General features: G+C 70.0%; 13 protein-coding genes. 8 read left to right on the top strand and 5 right to left on the bottom strand.

The window, feature by feature from the left end:
• Window positions 1-101 precede the first annotated feature (101 nt).
• Entirely contained in the window at window positions 102-281 is a 180-nt protein-coding gene (locus BU52_RS34825) for an asparagine synthase-related protein (protein WP_107061187.1), read from the top strand.
• 375 nt (window positions 282-656) lie between these two features.
• Here BU52_RS34825 and BU52_RS16370 read toward each other — a convergent pair whose 3' ends face one another.
• The 3 genes from BU52_RS16370 to BU52_RS16360 form a co-directional block, all read right to left on the bottom strand.
• Window positions 657-3,251 (bottom strand): collagenase, encoded by a 2,595-nt coding sequence (locus BU52_RS16370; protein WP_037934581.1) that lies wholly within the window; start codon window positions 3,249-3,251, stop codon window positions 657-659.
• Window positions 3,252-3,639: 388 nt separating this feature from the next.
• Window positions 3,640-5,085, bottom strand: coding sequence for an aminopeptidase P family protein (locus BU52_RS16365; RefSeq protein WP_037934578.1), 1,446 nt, complete (start codon window positions 5,083-5,085; stop codon window positions 3,640-3,642).
• Between the two features lie 69 nt (window positions 5,086-5,154).
• Entirely contained in the window at window positions 5,155-6,618 is a 1,464-nt protein-coding gene (locus BU52_RS16360) for an aminopeptidase P family protein (RefSeq protein ID WP_037934576.1), read from the bottom strand.
• A gap of 335 nt (window positions 6,619-6,953) precedes the next feature.
• On the opposite strand from BU52_RS16360, the gene BU52_RS16355 reads away from it, so the two are divergent.
• The gene (locus BU52_RS16355) at window positions 6,954-7,946 is read left to right on the top strand and encodes a LysR family transcriptional regulator (RefSeq protein WP_037934573.1); all 993 of its coding nucleotides are present in this window, start codon (window positions 6,954-6,956) and stop codon (window positions 7,944-7,946) included.
• A gap of 244 nt (window positions 7,947-8,190) precedes the next feature.
• Window positions 8,191-10,971, top strand: coding sequence for a SpoIIE family protein phosphatase (locus tag BU52_RS16350; RefSeq protein ID WP_078903279.1), 2,781 nt, complete (start codon window positions 8,191-8,193; stop codon window positions 10,969-10,971).
• 55 nt (window positions 10,972-11,026) lie between these two features.
• Here the strand turns inward: BU52_RS16350 and BU52_RS16345 are convergent, their stop codons facing one another.
• Window positions 11,027-11,908: an ABC transporter substrate-binding protein gene (locus tag BU52_RS16345; protein ID WP_037934570.1), complete on the bottom strand. Its 882-nt coding sequence runs from the start codon at window positions 11,906-11,908 to the stop codon at window positions 11,027-11,029.
• A 170-nt stretch (window positions 11,909-12,078) separates the two neighbouring features.
• Here BU52_RS16345 and BU52_RS16340 point away from each other — a divergent pair, with 170 nt between their 5' ends.
• On the top strand, window positions 12,079-12,651 hold the full coding sequence (locus BU52_RS16340) for an ATP-binding protein (RefSeq protein WP_078903278.1): 573 nt from the start codon (window positions 12,079-12,081) through the stop codon (window positions 12,649-12,651).
• 223 nt (window positions 12,652-12,874) lie between these two features.
• On the top strand, window positions 12,875-13,315 hold the full coding sequence (locus BU52_RS37155; protein ID WP_078903277.1) for an endo alpha-1,4 polygalactosaminidase: 441 nt from the start codon (window positions 12,875-12,877) through the stop codon (window positions 13,313-13,315).
• Here BU52_RS37155 and BU52_RS16335 read toward each other — a convergent pair.
• Complete coding sequence (locus BU52_RS16335) at window positions 13,248-17,861, bottom strand: CHAT domain-containing protein (protein WP_037934569.1); 4,614 nt, start codon at window positions 17,859-17,861, stop codon at window positions 13,248-13,250. The two genes, BU52_RS37155 and BU52_RS16335, sit on opposite strands and share 68 nt — an antisense overlap.
• Before the next feature lie 117 nt (window positions 17,862-17,978).
• Between BU52_RS16335 and BU52_RS16330 the strand changes: the two genes are divergently transcribed.
• The 3 genes from BU52_RS16330 (at window position 17,979) to BU52_RS16320 (ending at window position 19,790) form a co-directional block, all read left to right on the top strand.
• Window positions 17,979-18,356 (top strand): hypothetical protein, encoded by a 378-nt coding sequence (locus BU52_RS16330; RefSeq protein WP_037934567.1) that lies wholly within the window; start codon window positions 17,979-17,981, stop codon window positions 18,354-18,356.
• A 6-nt stretch (window positions 18,357-18,362) separates the two neighbouring features.
• Complete coding sequence (locus BU52_RS16325; protein ID WP_037934564.1) at window positions 18,363-19,172, top strand: hypothetical protein; 810 nt, start codon at window positions 18,363-18,365, stop codon at window positions 19,170-19,172.
• A gap of 243 nt (window positions 19,173-19,415) precedes the next feature.
• Entirely contained in the window at window positions 19,416-19,790 is a 375-nt protein-coding gene (locus BU52_RS16320) for a nuclear transport factor 2 family protein (RefSeq protein WP_037934562.1), read from the top strand.
• Window positions 19,791-19,929: the final 139 nt, after the last annotated feature.

The following is a 19,929-nucleotide window of genomic DNA, read 5'->3' as shown; positions in this document are numbered from 1 at the left end:
AAGACCCCGGTGGACGAGGGTCACGCGGCGGCGGAGTTCACCGGAAGTCCTCCTCGCGGTGCTCCGCGTCCGATCCCGCCGCGGTGGCCTCGCGCAGCTCGATGCGGCGGATCTGGAGGCCGCTGGTGATGACCGGCGACAAGCTCGCCTCCGCCTACGCGCTCGAACGCCGGTCCCCCCACCTCGCCCGCGACCTGATCGAGTTCTCCTACCGGCTGCCCGCCGAGCACAAGATCAGCGACCCGGCCCAGTCAATCGGCAGAGCAGGTCCCCGGCGGTGATCTGTTCGGTCACAGGCGTTCCGTCTCGGGAGGTTGTGGGCGGATGAGCCAGGTCTCCGCTGAGGGACCTCGGGCAGTCCATGGCCGGACGGAAAGGGGCGTCCCTGGCCGTGGACAGGTTGCGTCCCGGCGCCGGGCCTCTGTGCTCACACATCGGCTCGACTTGCAGGACGCGGTGTCCTCACCCTGAACCGGGTTCGGCTGGACGTCTCGGCCAGTTTCCGACAGTCGCGGAAATGCGCCGTCGCGCTTGCGGCATTTCTGAAGCGGGCACGTTCAGGGACCTGATGTCGCTACACGACGCCTTTCTGGCCCGAGGCGAAGGGGAGCCGCCTCGGGCCATGGTGGACTGGTCGTTCTCGGAACGGGTGTCTGTCAGTAGCCGGTGCTGACGGTGACCCCGCTGAAGCCGCTCACCGCGTGGAGGCTGATGTAATTGGCACCCGTCCGCGGATTGTTGACGGTCAAGGTGTGGTTGTTGCCGGAGCCCGTGGCGCGCTGCGTGTAGCTGGTGGTGCTGGGCCAGCCGCTGTCGCTGTAATACAGGTCCGCGTCACCCGTGCCGCCGGAGGTGGTGATCTTCAGCTGGGTGGTGCCCGCCGGGACGTAGAGGTAGAGGTAGGCGTAGTTTCCGGTGGTGGCGGACTGGTTGCTCCGCCGGCAGTTCTGGCCCAGCTCCCGGCTGTCGGTGCCGGTGCATTCGGTGCCGGTGTCTCCGCCGCTACTGACGGTGACCGACCTCGTCGCCGTGGCGGTGGCGCCCTTGTCGTCAGTGACGGTCAGCTTCACCGTGTAGGTTCCGGCTGCGCTGTACGTCTTGGTGGGGTTGGCGGCGGTGGAGGTGGTGCCGTCACCGAAGGTCCAGGACCGTGAGGCGATGGTGCCATCGGAATCCGAGGACTGGTCGGTGAAGCTGACCTTGAGGTCCTGGACGGCGGTGGTGAACGCGGCGGTGGGCGCCTGGTTGCCGGGCGGGTTGGTGCCCCCGCCGCAGTCGCCGGCCGCGCAGCCCGCCAGCCAGGTGTACCAGTCGTTGTCGTACCGGGTCCCGATGGTGCTGGTCAGGTAGGTGCGGGCGGCGTTCCAGTTTCCGGTCCGGTAGTAGCCGAGCACCTTGTCCATGTCGGCACGGTGGTTCTCGAGCATGTACCGCGTGGCGAGGTAGCCCCATCGGTAGACGCGGGTGGTGTCATTGCTGTACGTGGTGTCGAACAGCGTGCTCAGGGCGTAGGTACGGCGGCCGGCCTCGGTCATCGCCTCCGTGTAGGGGACGCCGCGGTAGGAGTAGGAGACGTACTCGGCGAAACCCTCGATCCACCAGATCGTCGGCGTGGTGATGTTGGCGTTGAAGTCGCCGTACATGTCGAAGCGGCCGTCGAGGTAGTGGGTGTACTCGTGGTTGAGGTTCCAGATCTGGAAGGACGGGCGCAGCCACTCGGCCTCGTAGGCGATGAAGCGGGGCTGGTTGCCGGCGGCGGAGGGGTCCCCCTCGAGGTACATGCCGCCGTTGTTGGTGTCGATTCCGTACATGGCACCGGCGTAGGTCTGGTAGTCGGTGCTGGAGTCGAAGACCACGACCTCGATCCGGTCGTTGTTGTCGCCGGCGACGGGTCCGCTGTCACGGACGATGTTGTGGAAGTAGGCGTCCTGGTTGCGAAGGCTGTTGCAGCTGGTGGACAGTTCGCCCGAGGTCATCTGCTGGGCCTTGATGGTGATGCTGGAACTGCAGGTGTAGGTCACCGGCAGCACGGAGTTCGCCAGCTGCGTCTGGAGGTCGCAGGTGCCGTAGTAGGAGCAATTGGCCTTGTCGTAGTAGTCGGTCATCTCGGCCACGCCGACCCAGAGCGGGGCGGTGGTGCCGGTGATCGAGCTCGAGTTCAGCAGGCCGGCTGCCAGCGGACGGACCTTGCTCCGAAGGGTGGAGTGCTGGAGGAATCTGCCGAGTTCACGTCCGGCGTTGGACGTGAGGTAGGACTGGTCCGTGCCCAGCAGCGAGACGTGACCGGCCGCGAAGTTGTACAAGGAGTCGATCAGGCCGGGATCCGACTGGACGGCTGTCACGAACGCGGGTACCTGGTGACCGCGGAAGGTCACCGTGTAGACGTTGTTGGCCGCGTTGAGCATCCACCAGGAGGAGTTCCAGGTGGAGTCGTAGTCCGCCAGCAGCCGCTTGAGGACGTGGATGTAGCGGGCGTTCTCCTCCGCGCTGTCAATGAGGGTGACGGCCTCAGCGAGTGTTTCACCGTTGGCGTTGTTGACGTCGCGGGAGCGCGGGCTGGCGAAGAAGGCGTCGAGCCCGGCGCGGATGGCGGTCTGCAGAGTGCTGCCGTAGGTGCCCACCGTACCGGCGTTGTAGTAGTGGACGTAGTAGCCGGCGCGCAGGTACAGCACGAGCTGCGGCATGCCGGTGCTGGAGTCGCCGGGGTAGGAGGCCGAGCCGTCGCGCAGGGCGTAGGCGACGGTGGCCATCTGCGCCTCACGGAAGGCGTGGTAGGCGTCGCTCCCGGTCAGGTTGAACAGGGTGTTGACGCAGTCGGTCGTGGACGCCTTGATCTGCTGCACGAGCGCGCTGCCGGTGCGGGAGGTGAAGTCGGAGGTGTTGCACGCGGCGGCTGCGGTCGCAGTCTTCTTCCCCTCGCTGCCCTTGGCCGTCGTGTCGATCGACTTGGAGGGAACCGGCGGTTTGCCGTGATCTCCGTAGGATTCCTTGAGGGCGTCCTTGCTCGCTGCCAGCGGCGGCAGCGCGGACGCTTTCAGACGTCCCTTGGCGACGTGCTCCGTCTCAGCGGTGGTGGACTGAGCCACGGGTGGTGTGCCGTGTCCGTCGCCCGCTGTGGCAGCCCGCGTGACGGCCGCCGAGGATCCGGTCTGGGCGTTGGCCGACGGCGACAGCAGGCTGACGCCCAAAGCGACGGTCAGAGCCAGCGGTATGGCCGAGCCCAGACTTCGTCGGACAAGTGACTTTCTCACTACGCCTCCAGTGAGGCTTGGGGCCACGTGACGCGGCCGGTGGGGGATGAAGGGATCGCGGACGGGGAGGGTCGCGCTCTCGATCAGAGGTCGAGCGACCGATGTCGTGATTGACATGACCACGATCTGTGACATGTACCATTGCACAGGTGACATGTTTTATGGAAGACCTGCGTCTTAATTCGTGGTTGCCAACAGGTGCCCGAACGCCCGCACTTGGGCGCGAAGCGAGGGAATAGCCGACTGGCAGGCAGAATTCGCCGCCGAGAGATGCCTCCGCGAGGAAGTCCGCGTTCCGTTGTTCTCAAGCACCGTGGCACCTGTCGTGCCAGTGAGTGAAGCCGGATTCCGGTGGACCGTGTCGCGGAGCGCGGCACGCCTCACTCGTTCAGCGCATGGACGCGATCCAGTTCTCCACATCTTCGGCGGTTCGAGGCAGTTCCGACGACAGGCACTGGGCTCCACCGGGCGTGATGACGAAATCGTCCTCGATCCTGATGCCGATACCGCGCAGTTCCGCCGGCACCGTCAGATCGTCGGGCTGGAAGTAGAGTCCGGGCTCGACGGTGAGCACGTGACCGATCTCAAGTTCACCATCCAGGTAGGTCTCCCGGCGGGCACTGGCACAGTCGTGGCAGTCAAGACCGAGCATGTGACCCGAGCCGCAGAGGGTGTACCGGCGGTACATGTCGGACGGGGGCGTTGAAGCCGTACTGCCGTGCGGCCGCAGACCCCACGCGTCGAGTCCTTCCGCGATGACGCCCATCGCGGCATCGTGGAAGTCGCCGTACCGTGCACCGGGCCGCAGCGCGGCGACTCCCGCTGACTGAGCAGCCGACACCAGGTCGTAGACGCGGCGCTGGACGTCGGTGAAGCGCCCGCTGACCGGCAACGTCCGGGTGACGTCCGCGGTGTAGAAGGAATCGGCCTCGACACCCGCGTCCAGCAGGAGCAGGTCGCCGTCCCGCACCGGACCGTTGTTGCGTGTCCAGTGCAGGACGCAGGCATGTGCCCCCGCTGCCGCGATGGTCTCGAAGCCCAGCCCGTAACCCCCGAGCCTGGCACGCCGGTTGAAGGTGCCCTCGATCCAGCGTTCCCCTCGGGCACAGCGCGTTGCCTGACGCAGTTCGCCGACGACGTCGCAGAAGCCGGCGACCGTCCAGTCCACGGCAGAACGCAGCTGGACGACCTCCCACTCGTCCTTGACCAGCCGCAACTCCGACAAGAACATGTTCAGCTCGGTGTCGGAGCAGGAGGCCGTCGGCACCATCGCGTCGACCTGCGCGTCCACACCGCGCAGCACGCGGGTCGGAACGTTCCGGCTCAGGGCCTGCTCGAGGTCCTCGCGTACGGCAGCCTCGATGCCGAGTGCCGCGGAGGTCTCCGACAGTGTCCGACGCCGACCGGTCCAGAACTCCCCGTACCGCCGGTCGCTGTAGAACTCCGAGCCGCGCGGTCCACCATCACGCGGTGATCGCGGCCGGGTGAACAAGGTGATCGTATGACCGGTTCCCGTGGGTTCGAAGACGAGGACGCTGTCGGGGACCGCCTGCGTCCCGAGTTCCGCGGTGAGATGGACGAACGCGGAATGCGGCCGGAACGCGTAGTCGAAGTCGTTGCTCCTGACCTTCAACCCGCCTGACGGGATGACGATGCGTTCACCGGGGAAACGCTCGGACACGGTCGAGCGCCGCTTGGACGCATAGGCGGCTCCCGTCAGGAGTGGCAGCTCGCGATTCGTGTCCGCCCATCCTCCCTGGAAGGGGCCACTCCCCGCAGCCGGCACTTCGTGATCGCCACTGCTTCTGCTACGCGAGCCGTGGTGTTCTTGCATTCGGGATTCCCCCTGTCGTGGTTCACCGCACAGTGACGGAAGCCGTGCGGGTGGACGAGGCAGGCGACATCAGGGGCGCAGCCGGGCCATCCAGGCTTCGACCTCGTTCGCCTCACGCGGCAGGCCGGCCGAGAGGTTCTCGTTGCCTTCCTCCGTCACCAGGATGTCGTCCTCGATCCGTACACCGATTCCGCGGTACTCCTCGGGTACGGTCAGGTCGTCGGTCTGGAAGTAGATGCCCGGCTCGACGGTAAGCACCATCCCCGGTTTCAACGTGCCGTCCACGTACATCTCGGTCCGGGCCTTGGCGCAGTCGTGAACGTCCAGGCCGAGCATGTGACCGGTGCCGGCCAGGGTCCAGCGTCGCTGCAGCCCGAGTCGGTACGCTTCCTCCGCTGACCGGTCCCTGAACAGACCCCAGGCGGCCAGGTGTTCGGTCAGTACCCGTTGCGCGGCGTCATGGAAGTCCCGGTACGCCGCACCTGGCTTGACCGCGGCGATGCCGGCCTCTTGCGCAGCATGGACCGCTTCGTAGACCTTGCGCTGGATGGGCGTGAAGCGACCGTCGACGGGCAGAGTCCGAGTGACGTCGGCGGTGTAGAGGTTCCGCGTCTCGACCCCGGCGTCGAGGAGCAGGAGGTCACCGGGACGGGCCTCACCGTCGTTGCGGACCCAGTGCAAGGTCGTGGCGTGGGGTCCCGCCGCGCAGATCGACGCGTAACCGACGTCGTTACCTTCGATCCGCGCGCGCGTCCAGAAGGTGCCCTCGATGAGACGTTCGGACGTCGGCGCGGAGGCCCTCAGGGTGCGGACGACGTCCTCGAAGCCGAGGGCGGTGGCTTCACAGGCGAAACGGAGATCGGCGATCTCGAACTCGTCCTTCACCAGGCGCATCTCGGAAAGAACCACGCGGAACTCGTCGTCTTGCCCCACTGTCGCCTTGTCCGCGAGAGAGGCGTCGACACCCGCGTCGTAACCCCGGAGCAGACGGATCGGGCCGGTAGCCGAGTCGAGCCGCTCGGCGAGTGTGCGGACATCGGCGCAAGGCAGGCCGAGCAGCTTGCCGTTCTCGGTGAGGCTGTTGCGGCGGCCGTCCCAGAGCTCACCGTGATAGTCGAGCCAGAACTCACCGCTCTCACGGTCGGAACGCGGGCGCATGAACGCGACCGCCCGATGCCCGCCGGACTGGGTGGGTTCCAGGACCAACACGGCATCCGGGGACTGGTCGCCGGTCAGGTAGACGTAATCGGATGAGGGCCTGAAGGGGTACGCCGTGTCATTGGCACGAATCCTCGCGACGCCGGCCGGGATGACCAGCAACTCGCCAGGAAAGCGGGCGGACAGCTCCGCCCTGCGCCGTGCGGTGTACGCCGACAGCGCGAGCGGTTGGAGATCGTGGCGCTCGGTGTCGGCCCAGCCCTGCCTCATGTTCTCGGCGAGTTCGATGCTCACCTGGCCGTACAAGCCGTTCTTCCTCTGCTCGCTCTCATCCGTCTCCGCAGGCACCGTGGTCTCTTGGTTCAGATGGGTCATGGACCTACCTCCTTGCTTGACGACCTCCGTCTCTCGAACAGGGCCTGGTCTCAGTCACCGCATACATTGGTGGCAACAGGGCGGAGTACAGAGAGCGGATCCGCTGCACCTCGACGGGCCAGGATGCGGAGTCGAGATTTGCACGACCAATTCCGCTGGGACAACGGGCTGGGGCATAGGAGAACGCACGGACTACGCATAACGTCCGGCGGTCCGGTCAGGGAGTCGGCGAGGCCGTGCGTCTCCGCTTCCGGTGAGTGGCGTCACCGGACGCCGTACATGCGGTGCCGACACGCATAATGGACGCCCGTTGCCGCCCACAGCGAGGTGTACTGATGGAACTCGAGCTGCGCCACCTGCGTGTGCTGTGCGCGATCGCGGATTCCGGGAGCGTCGGCCGGGCAGCGGTCGCGCTGGGGTTCACCCAGCCGGCGCTGAGTACACAGCTACGTCGAATCGAGCGACTGCTTGGTGAAGGGCTGTTCGTGCGCAGCAGCACGGGTGTGGAGCTGACAGCCTACGGGGCGGAGGTCGTGAGCCGGGCTCGCGACATTCTGACCCGCGCTGATGCCCTCGGGCGACGGCACATGGGTTTCCCGCCCGCAGCGGCCGCTACACTCCGCCTCGGCGTGACCAACACACCGGTGGTGCCCACGCTTCTGGACGCCCTCCGCGACGCTTGCCCGCACCTCACGGTCTGCGTCAGCAGCGTGTACGCCACCGGTGAACTCCTTGAGCTCCTGGAATCCGGCGAACTCGATGCCGCGCTGGGTGTCGATTACCCAGGGCTGCCGGTGCGGCACTCCACCGCTCTGGCGCACCGCGCCATCAATACTGTCCCGATCTTCGTGGCCATACATGCCGACCACCCACTGGCGCACCGCATCGAGGTGCCGTTGGAGGAATTGTCCGAGGACACCTGGTTCGTTGCCTCCGACGATGGGGTGGGGTGGCCCGGTGCCTTCTACGATGCCTGCCGGGCCGCCGGCTTCATGCCCGTCGGCACACACGAGTTCCACGTCCTCGATCAGTTGCAGTCGATGATCGCCAAAGGGCTGGGAGTGACCGCTGTCCAGCCCACGGTGTGTCCCATCGACGGGGTATTGGTCAAACCGCTGGCGGGAGATCCCCTATGGCAGCGACACCTCCTCGTCTGGCGTCGCGAGCTGGTCGAACCGCCGGTGGTCGAGGCTCTCCACCACCATGCCGTCCGCACCTACCGCGGTCTGTTGGCTCAAGCACCACATCTTCAGAAGTGGGTGAATCGCGCTTACGCACCCGCACGTTTGCCGGATGGGCTCAGAGCGTCGCTCCCCGGGCCGAGCTGACAAGGACGCAAGGGTTGGTCGATTCCGCGGGTGCATGCATCGACAACGGCCTGGTACCCGTGGGTCCCCGTTCGGTTCACTTCGGGCCGGGCCGGGTCCGGCCGAGGGCGGGCCGCCAGGTGCGGGTGGGGGCTGCCGCGCCATGTCCGCCGACGGGTTCAAGGAAACGCTCAGCTCACCGCGGCATCGCCCGGCGAGCTTGTCCTGAGCCGCACTCGCCGGGCCGGTCACCGATACTGGGAAAATGGGTAAAATCCGGCAACACGTCCCGTCGAGCCGACGGGACGGCCGAGTGCCGCCGGAGACCGGGCCGCCGGAAGCCGGCCCGCAGGCACATCACCGTCCGGCCGGCCCGCGCGTCCTGTCCTTGCTGAAGCCGCGCAGCGTCGCCGGCCAGGTCTTCCTGCTGCAACTGGTGGTCGTCCTGCTGCTCATCGCCACGGCCGTGGTGGCGCTCGTGATCCAGGACCGCAACAGCGCGATCCAAGAGGCCGGCGATCGGTCGCTGGTGGCGGCTGAGTCGTTCGCGAAAGCACCGGGCACCGCGGAGGCGATGCAGAGCGACGACCCGACCGCGGCACTCCAGCCCCATGCCGAGGCAGTGCGCAAGAAGACCGGCGTCGACTACGTCGTGGCGCTGAGCCCTTACGGCTTCCGCTGGACCCACCCGGACCCGGACCAGATCGGGGAGCACGTCTCCGCCTCCTACGGCGACGCGCTCGAAGGCCAACCCCACCAGACCACGTTCGACAGCAGTCTGGGAAAGGCGGTCGACTCGACGGTGGCCGTCTTCAACGAGAAGGGGACCGCCGTCGGCCTGGTCACCGTGGGGGTCACGGTGGACAAAGTGACCAGTACCGTGCAGCACCAACTGCCGGTGATCTTCGCCGCCGGCGGAGTCGCGCTGCTGCTGGCCGCGGGCGGGTCGGCACTGGTCAGCGGGCGCTTGCGGCGCCAGACCCGAGGTCTGTTGCCGGTGGAGATGACACGCATGTACGAGCATCACGACGCGGTGCTGCACTCGGTCCGTGAAGGCGTGATCATTCTGGACGGTGACGGAAGGCTGCTGCTGGTCAACGACGAGGCGCGCCGGCTGCTCGAACTGCCACCGGAGGCCGAGGGCAGGCCGGTCACCGCACTCGGCCTGAGCCCGGCCCTGGCCGGACTGCTGGAATCGGGCCGTGCGGTCACCGACAAGGTCTTCCTCGCCGGGGACCTCCTGCTCGCGGTCAACCTGCGACCCGTGGGCCCGAAAGGGGGGGCAGTCGCCACCCTTCGCGACACCACCGAGTTGCGCGCCCTCGCGGGCCGCGCGGAGGTGGCGGGCGGGCGCCTGCAACTGCTCTACGAGGCCAGCACGCGGATCGGCACCACCCTGGACATCGAGCGCACCGCCGAGGAGCTGACCGAGGTGGCCGTCCCACGCTTCGCCGACTTCGCCACCGTCGAGTTGGTCGAGCCCGTGCTGCTGGGGGGTGAACCCACGGGGGCGCGTATGGAAATGCGCCGCATCGCGGCCGCGGGCATCCGGGAGGGGGCGCCCCTTGCCCCCGTCGGAACGCCTTTGCGCTACCTGCCCGACAACCCCGCGTCCGTGGGTATGACCACCGGTCGGCCGGTCCTCGTCCCGCACCTCGCCATGGCCGACGGATGGCGCGCCCAGGACCCGGAGCAGACGCGGGAAGTCATCGAGTTCGGTATCCATTCCATGATCTCGGTGCCTCTCCAGGCCCGGGGCCAGCTGCTGGGCGTCGTGGAGTTCTGGCGTTCGGATCAGGACCCCTTCGAGTCGGACGACCTGTCCCCCGCCGAGGAACTCGCCGCCCGGGCGGCCGTGTGCATCGACAACGCGCGCCGCTACACCCGCGAGCACACCACGGCCGTCACCCTCCAGCGCAGCCTGCTGCCCGGCGCACTCCCCGAGCTGTCCGCCTTGCAGGTCGGGCACCGGTACCTTCCCGCCCAGGCAGGTGTGGGCGGCGACTGGTACGACGTCATCCCCTTGCCGGGGGCCCGGGTGGCCCTGGTGGTCGGCGACGTCGTGGGACACGGACTGCACGCCGCCGCGACGATGGGTCGTCTGAGAACCGCGGTGCACAACTTCGCTTCCCTGGACCTGCCTCCGGACGAGCTTCTCGCGCACCTGGACGACCTGGTCACCCGGATCGACCAGGACGCGGCGGCCGAGGGAAGGACCGAGGCCGTCACCGGTGCCACCTGCCTTTATGCCGTCTATGATCCGGTGTCCGGGCGGTGTGTCGTCGCCCGGGCCGGTCATCCCGGTCCCGCGCTGGTTTCGCCCGACGGCTCCGTGACCTTCCCCGACATCCCCGTTGCCCCGCCGCTCGGCGTGGGAGGAGGTCTGCCGGTCGAGACGGCCGAACTCCGGCCGGCCGCCGACAGCCGGCTGATCCTCTACACCGACGGCCTGGTGGAGGCCAAAGGCCGTGACATCGACGTAGGGCTCGGCCTGCTGAAGGAGGCACTGGCCCATACCGACGGCGCCACCCCGGACGACACCTGCCGGGCGGTGCTGAACGCAATGCTGCACACCAGGGCGAGTGACGACATCGCCTTGCTCGTCGCGCGCACCCGGCTGCTCGACCCGGCGCAGGTCGCAGAGTGGGAGGTACCCGACGACCCCGCCGCCGTGTCCCGGATCCGCGCCGAGGCCGCCGGCAGGCTGGAGTCCTGGGGGCTCGGCGACGCCGCGTTCACGACCGAGCTGATCCTGAGCGAACTGGTCACGAACGCCATCCGTTACGGAGTGAGCCCCATCGGGCTGCGGCTGCTGCGCGACGGCGACAGCCTGATCTGCGAGGTCAGCGACGGCAGCAACACCTCCCCGCACCTGCGCCGCGCGGCTATCACCGACGAAGGGGGCCGTGGTCTGTTTCTCGTGGCGCAACTGTCGCGCCGCTGGGGCACCCGGTACACCGACGGAGGCAAGATCATCTGGGCTGAGCAGACACTGTCCGCCGGAGCCGCCGGGGACCTGAGCGGTCTCCTGACGGCGGACCTGTGAGGCGGGACGGGCACCGGCCCGTCACTCACCTCACGGTGTCCACGCCCAGGCGCGTTCAGGAGCCGTCGTCGACCGTGAGGTACGGGATCTTGACCGGGTCCTGGCCGAAGGCGGCCCCGAGGTAGACGGCCGACAGTTTGGCGAGCGTCCCGTCGTCGATCAGCTGCTTGATGACTCGGTCCAGTTCGTCCTTGTCGGGTGACCCCTTCGGGTACAGGGCGCCGTAACTCTGGCCGGTCCTGTACTGACCCACGAGGCGAACGCTGTCCTCCCTCTGCTGGGGATACGCGAGCAGGATCGTCGTGTCGTGGATGACCGCGTCGATCCGCCCCTCCTCCAGCGCCGTGACCATCTCCGGGTCGTTGGCGAACGCGGTCACGGGCTTGGTCGGCTTGATGCGGTTCTTGACGAAATCCTCGCCCGTGGTGCCCTCGGCCACTCCGACGCGGACGTCGCGGATGTTGTCCTCGTTGATCTCCTCACCGTCCCTGATCAGCAGACCCAGGGTCGAGGAGAGGTAGGGCGGGGAGAAATCCGCGACCTTGCTCCGTTCCGGGGTGATCGTGATCTGTGCAAGGGCCAGGTCGAAGTTCTCGGTCCGGCCGGACACGATCTCCGGGAAGGGGGCGTTCTTCACCGTCACCCGGTCGAGTCCCAACCGGTAGGCGATGTTGGCCGCCATACAGTATTCGTAGCCGCTCGTGATGGAGTCCGGCGTGTCACCGTTCCACCAGCCGGGCGCAGGCAGGGTCGTTTTGACCGTGAGGGCGCCCACCGTCTCGGGCGACAGGTCGAACTCCCCATAACGACCCGAGACCGGGCAGTCACCGTACCGGACGTTCGACGGCTCCGACCCATCCTGGTCGCACGCCGGAATCGCGACGATGAGCGCCACGCCGACAGCCCTGGAGACGATCGCCGCCGCGGCGCGCATCATTGCACCTCCGGTAGGGACATCCTCCTACGCCACCATAAATCACCCCGAACCCTACGACCGCCGGAACCATGCGGCCTCCCGGGCTTGTCCCCCGGTGTGCGCGGGCGCCACCTGGGTAAACGGACGGCGGAAAGCGCCCCTGAGCGGCGGACACAACGAAAGAGCCCCGTATGGCCATCCCGCTTATGAAGCAGGCGGAAGATGGGCAGGAGACGGACGAGCACCCCACTCTGCGCGGCAGCGCGGTCTGGGCACACGACGCGGCCCGCGCCGCGGACGCACGTCGGACCCTGCGCGCCTTCCTTGTCCGTGCCCTGTCAGCCGGCCGCCTCCTGCCGGTCCGCCTGGGTATCGACGCAGAACTCGTTGTCAGCGAGATGGTCACCAACGCCATCCGGCACGCTCCCGGCCCCTGCGCCATGGACCTGGAGCTGTCCGAAGAGGAACTGAAGATCAGCGTCCGGGACACCTCAGCCGAAGCACCGACGGTGAATCGGCCCGACCCCCACCGCGTCGGCGGCCACGGACTGCACCTCGTGCGCACGATCAGCGACAGCCTCGTCATCGCACCGTGCGGGACGGGAAAACAGATCAGCGCTCATCTGCGCCTGGCACCCGCCCCGGACCACCACCCCACGATGACTGTGCCGCCCAACCCTGTGCCGGGAAGATCCCCGGCCCGGCGCTCGCGCTTCGCGACGGACACCGGCCGTCACAGCGACGTCGTACCGGACAGTCACTGACGCAGCGCGTTCTGTCTTCCCCCATGGCTTCGCCGGACCGGACCTCTTCCGGACCGGACCTCTTGTGGGAAGTGGCCCTCCCTGCTCGCGTTTCAGACGACCGGGCGCCGCCACTGCACACCGTGTACTCCCCCGCACACCCCCGGCAGCTGATCGGCGGCACCATGGACAACGGTGAACGGGCCCCACGCCTCCCGGCCGGTCGCCGGGCAGCCCGGACACCGTGGCCAACAGGCGGGACGGGCCGGACACGGTGAGGCCGACATCGCCTGGACATGATCGCCGGACCACCCGCCCGCGGGGTCTGCGGCCCTGGCCGCCGGGACCGTCCACCGGGGCGGTGTGGCCGGCCCGACCCGGGCTCGCCCGGCAGTGGCAGCTCGGCGGCGAGGTCGACCCGTCGGTGGACGTGCCGGTCCACGACATCGACGGCATCGCGAACGACGCCGAGGGCGTGGCCCGGCTGCACCGCGCCGGCAGCAAGGTGATGTGCCACGTCATCGTGGGCGTCTGGGAGGACCAGCTGCACCTGTCGTCGATGGTGAAGCGACCTCAGTTGGACGTCTGGCGTCGGTTCTGCCGACCGACTCGCCTTCCTACGGCCCGAAGTGGACGTGCGAGGCCCAGGCGAGCGGGGCGTCGGGGGCGCGGCGGCGGGCCTTGAGGACCGCGCAGTGGAGGGCCTGGGGGGTGCGGGAGGGATGGATGCGGCCTCCGGGATCGCCCAGTCGGGCGTACATCTCGTCGGTCAGGGTGCGGGCGCTGTCGTCACCGATGGGCCACAGGGTGGAGACGACGTGCCGGAAGTTGCCGAGGAGGAGGGCCGCCGCCAGATGGATGGCCTCGTCGGGCAGGTCGATGCCGCCGACGGCCGTCCGGCAGCCGGAGAGCACGGCCAACTGGGGCGTATCCAGGTCGAGTCGGGCCAGGTCGGTGACCGTGAGCGGCCGGTCGTGCAGGTACAGGGCTCCCTTGCCGGGGTCGGCGAGGTTCTGGCCGGCGTGGCAGGCGAAGTGGACGCAGGTGTGGCCGTCGAGCAGGTGCAGCGCCTGCTGGGCGGTGGCGGCCGCGTCGAACCGCAGGGTGTGCCGTTCGGGGAAGCGGCGGCGCAGCGCTTCGGCCTCCTGGCGGGCGCCGGGCAGGGGGGCGAGATGGGACGCGTACGGCGGTGGGGCGCCGAGGGCCAGGATCAGCAGCCGGCGTACGTGGTCGGGCGGCGCGGCGGGGCGCCGGGCCCGCAGGAGGCCGCGCAGGGTCGGCATGTACGAGGAGACCACGCGGGCCAGGACGGCGTCGTCCTCGCGATCGTCGTCGGGGTCGTGGTAGCCGGCGGCGTGCAGGGGCAGCAAAGCGAGCGGGCCGGTCGCGCACCACCACACGCGTCCGCCCCGCCAGGACCGGGCGAGGTCGGAGTCGAGGACCGGGGCGGCGACCGTGTCCCACAGCCACTCCAGGGTGCCCAGCACGGCCTGCTGGGTGGGTCCGGTGGGCGTGCCGGGGTCGTCGAGGCGTTCGAGGGCGGCGAGGTAGTCCCGCGTGCGGCGCTGCGCCGCGGGGGCGGTCAGGCGGGGCAGGGGGACGAGATGGACCCGGCCGGGGGTGACCACGAGGGCGTCGCAGCGGAACCGGCTGACGTTGACGAGGATCATGGGGCCGCCGGCGGTGGCGGCCGAGAGGTCGGCGAAGGGCAGTGGCTTCAGGAAGTGCGCGAAGCCGGGCAGGCGCCGGATCTCGTCGAGCAGGGTGTCCCAGGCGCGGGCCAGGCGACGCCGGTGCTCGGTGCGGTCGCCGGGTCCGGTCGGGCCGTCGGGCAGGTCGTCGAGGCCCGCCCGCAGTTCCTCCAGGCGGGCCGCCTGGTCGGGGTGGGCGGTGTGGAGCGCGGTGAGGTCGGTGCGGGTGTCGAGGACCTGGCTCCACAGGACGGAGCGGCCCTGGTCGAGGAGTTCGACAGCCTGTTCGGGCCGTCCGGCGAGAATCGCGCAGGCGGCGGCGTCGGTGGCCACGTGCGCGTACGGGGCCAGGCGGCGCTCTCGGTCACCGCGGGACAGTCCGCGCCAGGTGAGGAGCGTGAGCAGGTCGACGGCGACCGCGTGGGCGTCGGCGGCCTCGGCCCAGTCACCGTCCCCGTCGGCGGCGCGGGCGGCGGCGAAGTCGCCCCAGGCGACGGCGGCTTCGAGGCGCTCGGCCGGGGGCGAGGTGTCGGCACGGGTGGCCGCCTCACGGGACAGGGCGAGGCAGCGGGCCGTGTCGTCGGGGCGTGCGGCGGCCGGTCCTGCGAGGCTGCGGTCGCCCAGCATCCGGGCGAGGGTGCGCAGGACATGGGCGCGTCGGGGGGAGGAAGGATGCAGCGCGTGGGCGACCGTGCCGGTGAGCTCGATCGCCTCGTCGAGGTCGGCGGCCTCGCCGTGCCGGACCCACCGATCCCACAGGGCGAGGCTGAGGTTGGTCAGCAGGTACTCGTCCGAGGTCCCCGGCGGCTGGAGCCGCACGGCCTCCCGTCCGGCGGCGACGGACTCCTCGAGGTCGTCGGCGTCGTCGGTGAGCAGGTAGCGCATGCGCAGGCGGTTGCACAGTGCAGTGAGGGCGCCACGCCGGTGCTCGCCGGGCGGGCCGCCCACGATGTCGTCGGTGAGGGCGAGGACGGCGCGCCCGGAATCGACGCACTGGTCGAGGTCGGTGCGGTGGCCGGTGTGCCGGTACCGGGTCAGCAGGACGAGGCCGAGCATGGCCTGCCGGTCGTGCAGGTCGACGGTGCTGTCGACGGGGGTCGTCTCGACCGCGCGGCGTGCGGAGGCGACCGCTTCCTCCAGGTCGCCTGCGGCGCCGTCGCGTTCGAACCGGCGGACGAGGGCGCCGGCGAGGTGGGCGAGTTCCTTGCCGCGGCCGCCGGTCAGTTCGAGGACTCCGGTGAGCGAGCCGCCGGTCATGCGGTCGAGTTCCTCGACGGTGAGGTCCTGGCGGTTCAGCTGGTTCCGCAGTTGCTGGACGGTGGCGTCGGGACCGTGCGCGCCTCGCCGCAGGTGGTCGACGGCGGCGTCGAGGTCACGGGGGTCACCCTCGTGCTCGAAGCGCAGCAGCAGTCCGGCGCCCAGGTCCGCGTGGACGAGTGCCTGGTAGGGGTGGGTGTCCGGCATGCCGGCGAGCAGACGGCGGCTGATGTCGACGGCCTCCGTGAGGGCCTCGGTGTCGCCGGTGTGCAGGAAGTGTCCGAGGAGGGTGTTGACGCGGTTGCTGTGACGGACGACGGAGCTGAGTTCGTCGGGGTCGCTGCCCGCCTGGTCGGCCGGCACGGCGGGCTGGTCGGCCGGGCCTGAGACAAGGGTGCTGGAGCGCAGGACCGGCGCCGCCTTCTCCTCGTGCCGCGTGTGGACCTCGCGTCGGCGTTCGGTCACGGTGACCAGCAGGTCGCGGGCGCGGATGTGCCGGGGGTCGTCGGGCGTGAGGCGGTCCAGCGCGGCCGTGAGGCAGGTGCGCGCCTCGTCGAGGTCGCGCGCGGTGCCGCTGTGCTCTTGGCGGCGGAGCAGGGCAGCGGCGAGGTCGAGGGCGACGGGGCCGTGTTCCCCGTCGGCGGGGCCGGCCGCGTCGAGGGCCTGCCGCAGGGCGTCCACGCCCTCGTCGAGGTCGGAGAGGGTGCCGGTGTCCTCGTGGCGGGCGACGAGGTGGGCACCGAGCCGGTGCAGGGTCCTTCGGCGGTATCCGGTCAGGTCGAGCGGCCGGGACAGCAGGTCGCGCCACCGCTGGACGGCCGCGTCGCGGGTCTCAGGGGTGCCGAGGCGTTGGTGGCGGGCGTCAGCGGTCATGGCCAGCAGGGTGCGGAACGGCGCCTGGTTGCCGTCGCCCTCGGGACACAGCCGCACCGCGTGCCGGACCGTCTCCTCGGCCGCGTCCAGGTCCGCCGCGTCCTGCTCGGCCTCGTAACGGTTCAGCAGTGCCTGGCCCAGGTAGGCGGCGTAGGGCGCGCGGTCGGGGAAGTCCGGGGGCAGCTCGCGCAGCGCGCCGCCGAGCAGTTCGATGCCCTGGTCGAGGGTGAGCGGGCCGCCCTCCGGTGTCTGGGAGCGGTCGACCAGCCGGCGCCCCTCCTCGGCGCGCTGGTGGGGCGTCGGTGGGCGGCGGAGCGGCCGGCGGGTCACGTCCAGGCCACGGCGGGCGGCGTTCTCCTGTTCCAGGGCGGCCAGTTCCGTCCGCAGGGCCGACGCCGCCGCCGGGCCGCCACGCGCGACGGCCGTGGACACGGCCTCCTTCATCGCGCCCAGCGCCTCGTCCAGGTCTTCCTGGGCGTGCTCGCGGACGTAGCGGTCGTACAGCGTCGCCGCGAAGCTCCTGAGCTGGTCCGGTGCCGGGCCGCCTGCGCGCTGGGCGTCGGCGACGGCACTCCGCAGCACGTCCACCGCCTCGTCGAGGTCGCGCGACGCCCGGGTGTGGGCGTGGCGGGCCTTGAGGCTGGTGCCCAAGGAGAAGCGTACGGCGAGGTGTTCGCCCTGGCCGGGCGGTACGGCGGCGAGGTACTTGCGGCACATCCGTACGGCGGCTCCCGCGTGGGTGGCCGTGTCGTGCCGGGCTGTCTGGCGGGTGAGGGTGGCGACGAGGGCGTGCAGCGCGGCGACGCGTGTGGGGTCGCCGGTGGCGGTGAGCGCGAGTGCGGCGCGTCCCCACTGTTCGGCGCGGTCGAGGTCGCCCGCGTCCTGGAAGGTCCCGGCGCGTTCGAGCCAGTGGACGGCGAGGAGCAGCGCGTAGGGGCACCGGCGCGGGTGGTTCCGGGGCAGGTCGGCCACGGCGTGTTCCAGCGCGACGAGGAAGGCGAGGGGGTCGGCGCCGCCGTCCTTCTCGGCCTGCGCGAACGAGGCGGCGGTCTCGGCGCGGGTCGCCGGGTCGGCGCCGAACTCGACGGCCAGGTCCCACAGGGGCTCGGGGAGCAACTGCGGCCGGGTGTCGTGCAACAGGCCCAGGGCGGCGGCGATGTGGGAGGCCTCGGAGAGTACGGCGCCCTGGCGCAGGAACAGTTCGCGGGCCAGGTAGAGCAGGCCCACCAGTCGCAGCGCGCGCTCCCGCTCGGGCGAGCGGGGCGGCGCCTCGGCGGCCTGGGCCAGCAATCGGTCTGCGTCCCGCAGGAGTTGGGGACGGTCGACCTCGGTAGCGCGTCCGGTGCTCAGGTACCGGGTGACGCTGTCCTCGATCCGCCGCTCGGGATCACCCCAGGCCCGTAACCTCATCCCGCCCCATCCATTTCCCTGCCCTCACCCATCTGGCCTGTGGCACCCTGACGGCACGACAGGCACACAAGGATACGACCGGTCACCTCAGGGTGACCATTCTTGCGCGGAGGGTCCATGACGTCCGAGGAGCCGACCGAGTCCGAGGCGCTCGCCGTCTGGTGCGCCCGGTTGCCGGGGTTGCGCGAGCAGGCGCGGCGGACGGGTGTCGGTGAGCGGCTGGACCGGGACGTGGCCCGGGTCCAGGAGGGCGGTTCGGCGGTGCGCGCGGTGCACAAGTGGGTGCGGGACGGCGACCCGGAGGCCGTCCGTGTCTGGTCGGGTCGCGACCTGCTCGGCCTGGTCGGCTTCCCGGGCGCCACGCGGACGACGCCGGTCGGCGCGGGCACCTACGTCTGTCCGCGCGAGCGGTGCGACCGGACGGCGGGCCGCGACGCGCAGGGGCACGTGCCGGTGTGCCATGCCTTCGGTGCGGCCATGCGGCCGACGGCGTGACGCGCGATGCTCACGGGTGTACTCGCCGAACTGAACCGGCATGTGAACAGCCGCTGGTTCACCGCCGTGCTGCTGCCGGGCCTGCTGCTGGTCGCCGTGGCGGTGGCGGGCCGGCACCTCGGTCACGAAGGGGCGCTGAGCGCCGACGAGTTGAGGGTGTGGGCCGAGGCGGTGTGGCGCGGCTGGCGCCGGGAGCCGTCCGGGGCGGCGGTGGACGTCGGGCTGGCGCTGCTCGCGGCGGGCGTGGTGGGCGCCCTCGCGAGTGAGTTGGGCGTGGCCGTCGAGTGGGTGTGGCTGAGCGCCGGGCCCTCCGGTGGCGGGCGGCGGCGCCGCAGGGCGGTGCGCGCGGCCGAGCGGGCCGGGGTGGCGACCGTGGCGGCGTACCTGCCGCAGCGGCGGACCTGGATGAGCGACCGGATCAGGCTGGTCGAGGCGCGGACGCGGGCGCAGTACTGGTTCGACGCCTCGACGGCCTGGCCCCGGCTGTGGCTGCTGCTGGGCGACGAGGCACGCAGGCCGGTGATCAGCGCGCGGGCCGCCTTCGCCGACGCGGTGTCCCTGGCCGGCTGGGGCTTCCTCTACGCACTGGTGGGGATCGTGTGGTGGCCGGCTCTCGTCGTCGGAGCCTGCGTCTTCCTCACCGGGTGGCGCCGGGCGCGCACCGGTCTGGACGATCTGGCGACTCTCATCGAGTCGGCCGTCGACGTCCACCACCGCGCGCTCGCCGAGGCGTTGGGTGTCACCCTCGGTGCGGACGGGGTCGGGGCGGCGGAGGGCGCCCGGATCGACGACATGCTCCGCAAGGGCGGCGCCTGAACACACCGGGACGCGCCCCGCGGTGAAACGCCGACTGCCGTTCCCACTTTGCGTGGAACGTGTGAGTCGGACAGGGCCGACGGTTCCGCTCCAGAGAAGAACGCGGGCGCCCCAGTGTCGTCGAGACAAGCGAGTTTGCGGGTCGGGTGTGGTTGCCCGGGTTGGTTGATCGGTGCGCGATTCACTGATCGTCGACAGGAGCGGCTTTTCGATTGAGGGCGGAGATCTCGGTACGGTCGGCACATGGAATGGGAAGAGCTTCTGGAGCTGGAGCATCGCGGTTGGCGGTCACTGTGCGACGGCACCGGCGCGGATTTCTACGGTCGGTTGATGACAGAGAACGGCGTCATGGTGCTGGCGCACGGCCATGTGTTCCACCGGCAGAATGTCATCGATTCGCTCAGTGAAGCGCCGCCCTGGCGGACCTACGAGATCACAGAGGAGCGAATCATTCCGCTCAGTGAATCCTCTGCCGTCCTGGTCTATCGTGGGCGAGCGTATCGGGAAGGCGCGGATCCTGTATTCACGGCACTGATGTCGAGTGTCTATGTGCGACGAGGGACTGAGTGGGCGCTGGCCGTATACCAACAGACTCCCGTGCTCGAGGCGGTCACCTGAAGGGTGTTGTCGCCGTGAGAGCGCTGATCGTCGAGCCGGCGTGGTGCGCACCGTGCACGCAGCCTCCCTGCGCGATGTCGGCCGCAATTGGATCGGTGGCCGCGCGGGCGGAAAGGAATGCAACACCGCCCTGCGGCAC

The organism is Streptomyces toyocaensis (genome assembly GCF_000725125.1).
Classification (GTDB): Bacteria; Actinomycetota; Actinomycetes; order Streptomycetales; family Streptomycetaceae; genus Streptomyces; species Streptomyces toyocaensis.
Note: the sequence above shows the minus strand (reverse complement) of the source record. Positions and strands in the feature narration are given on the sequence as shown.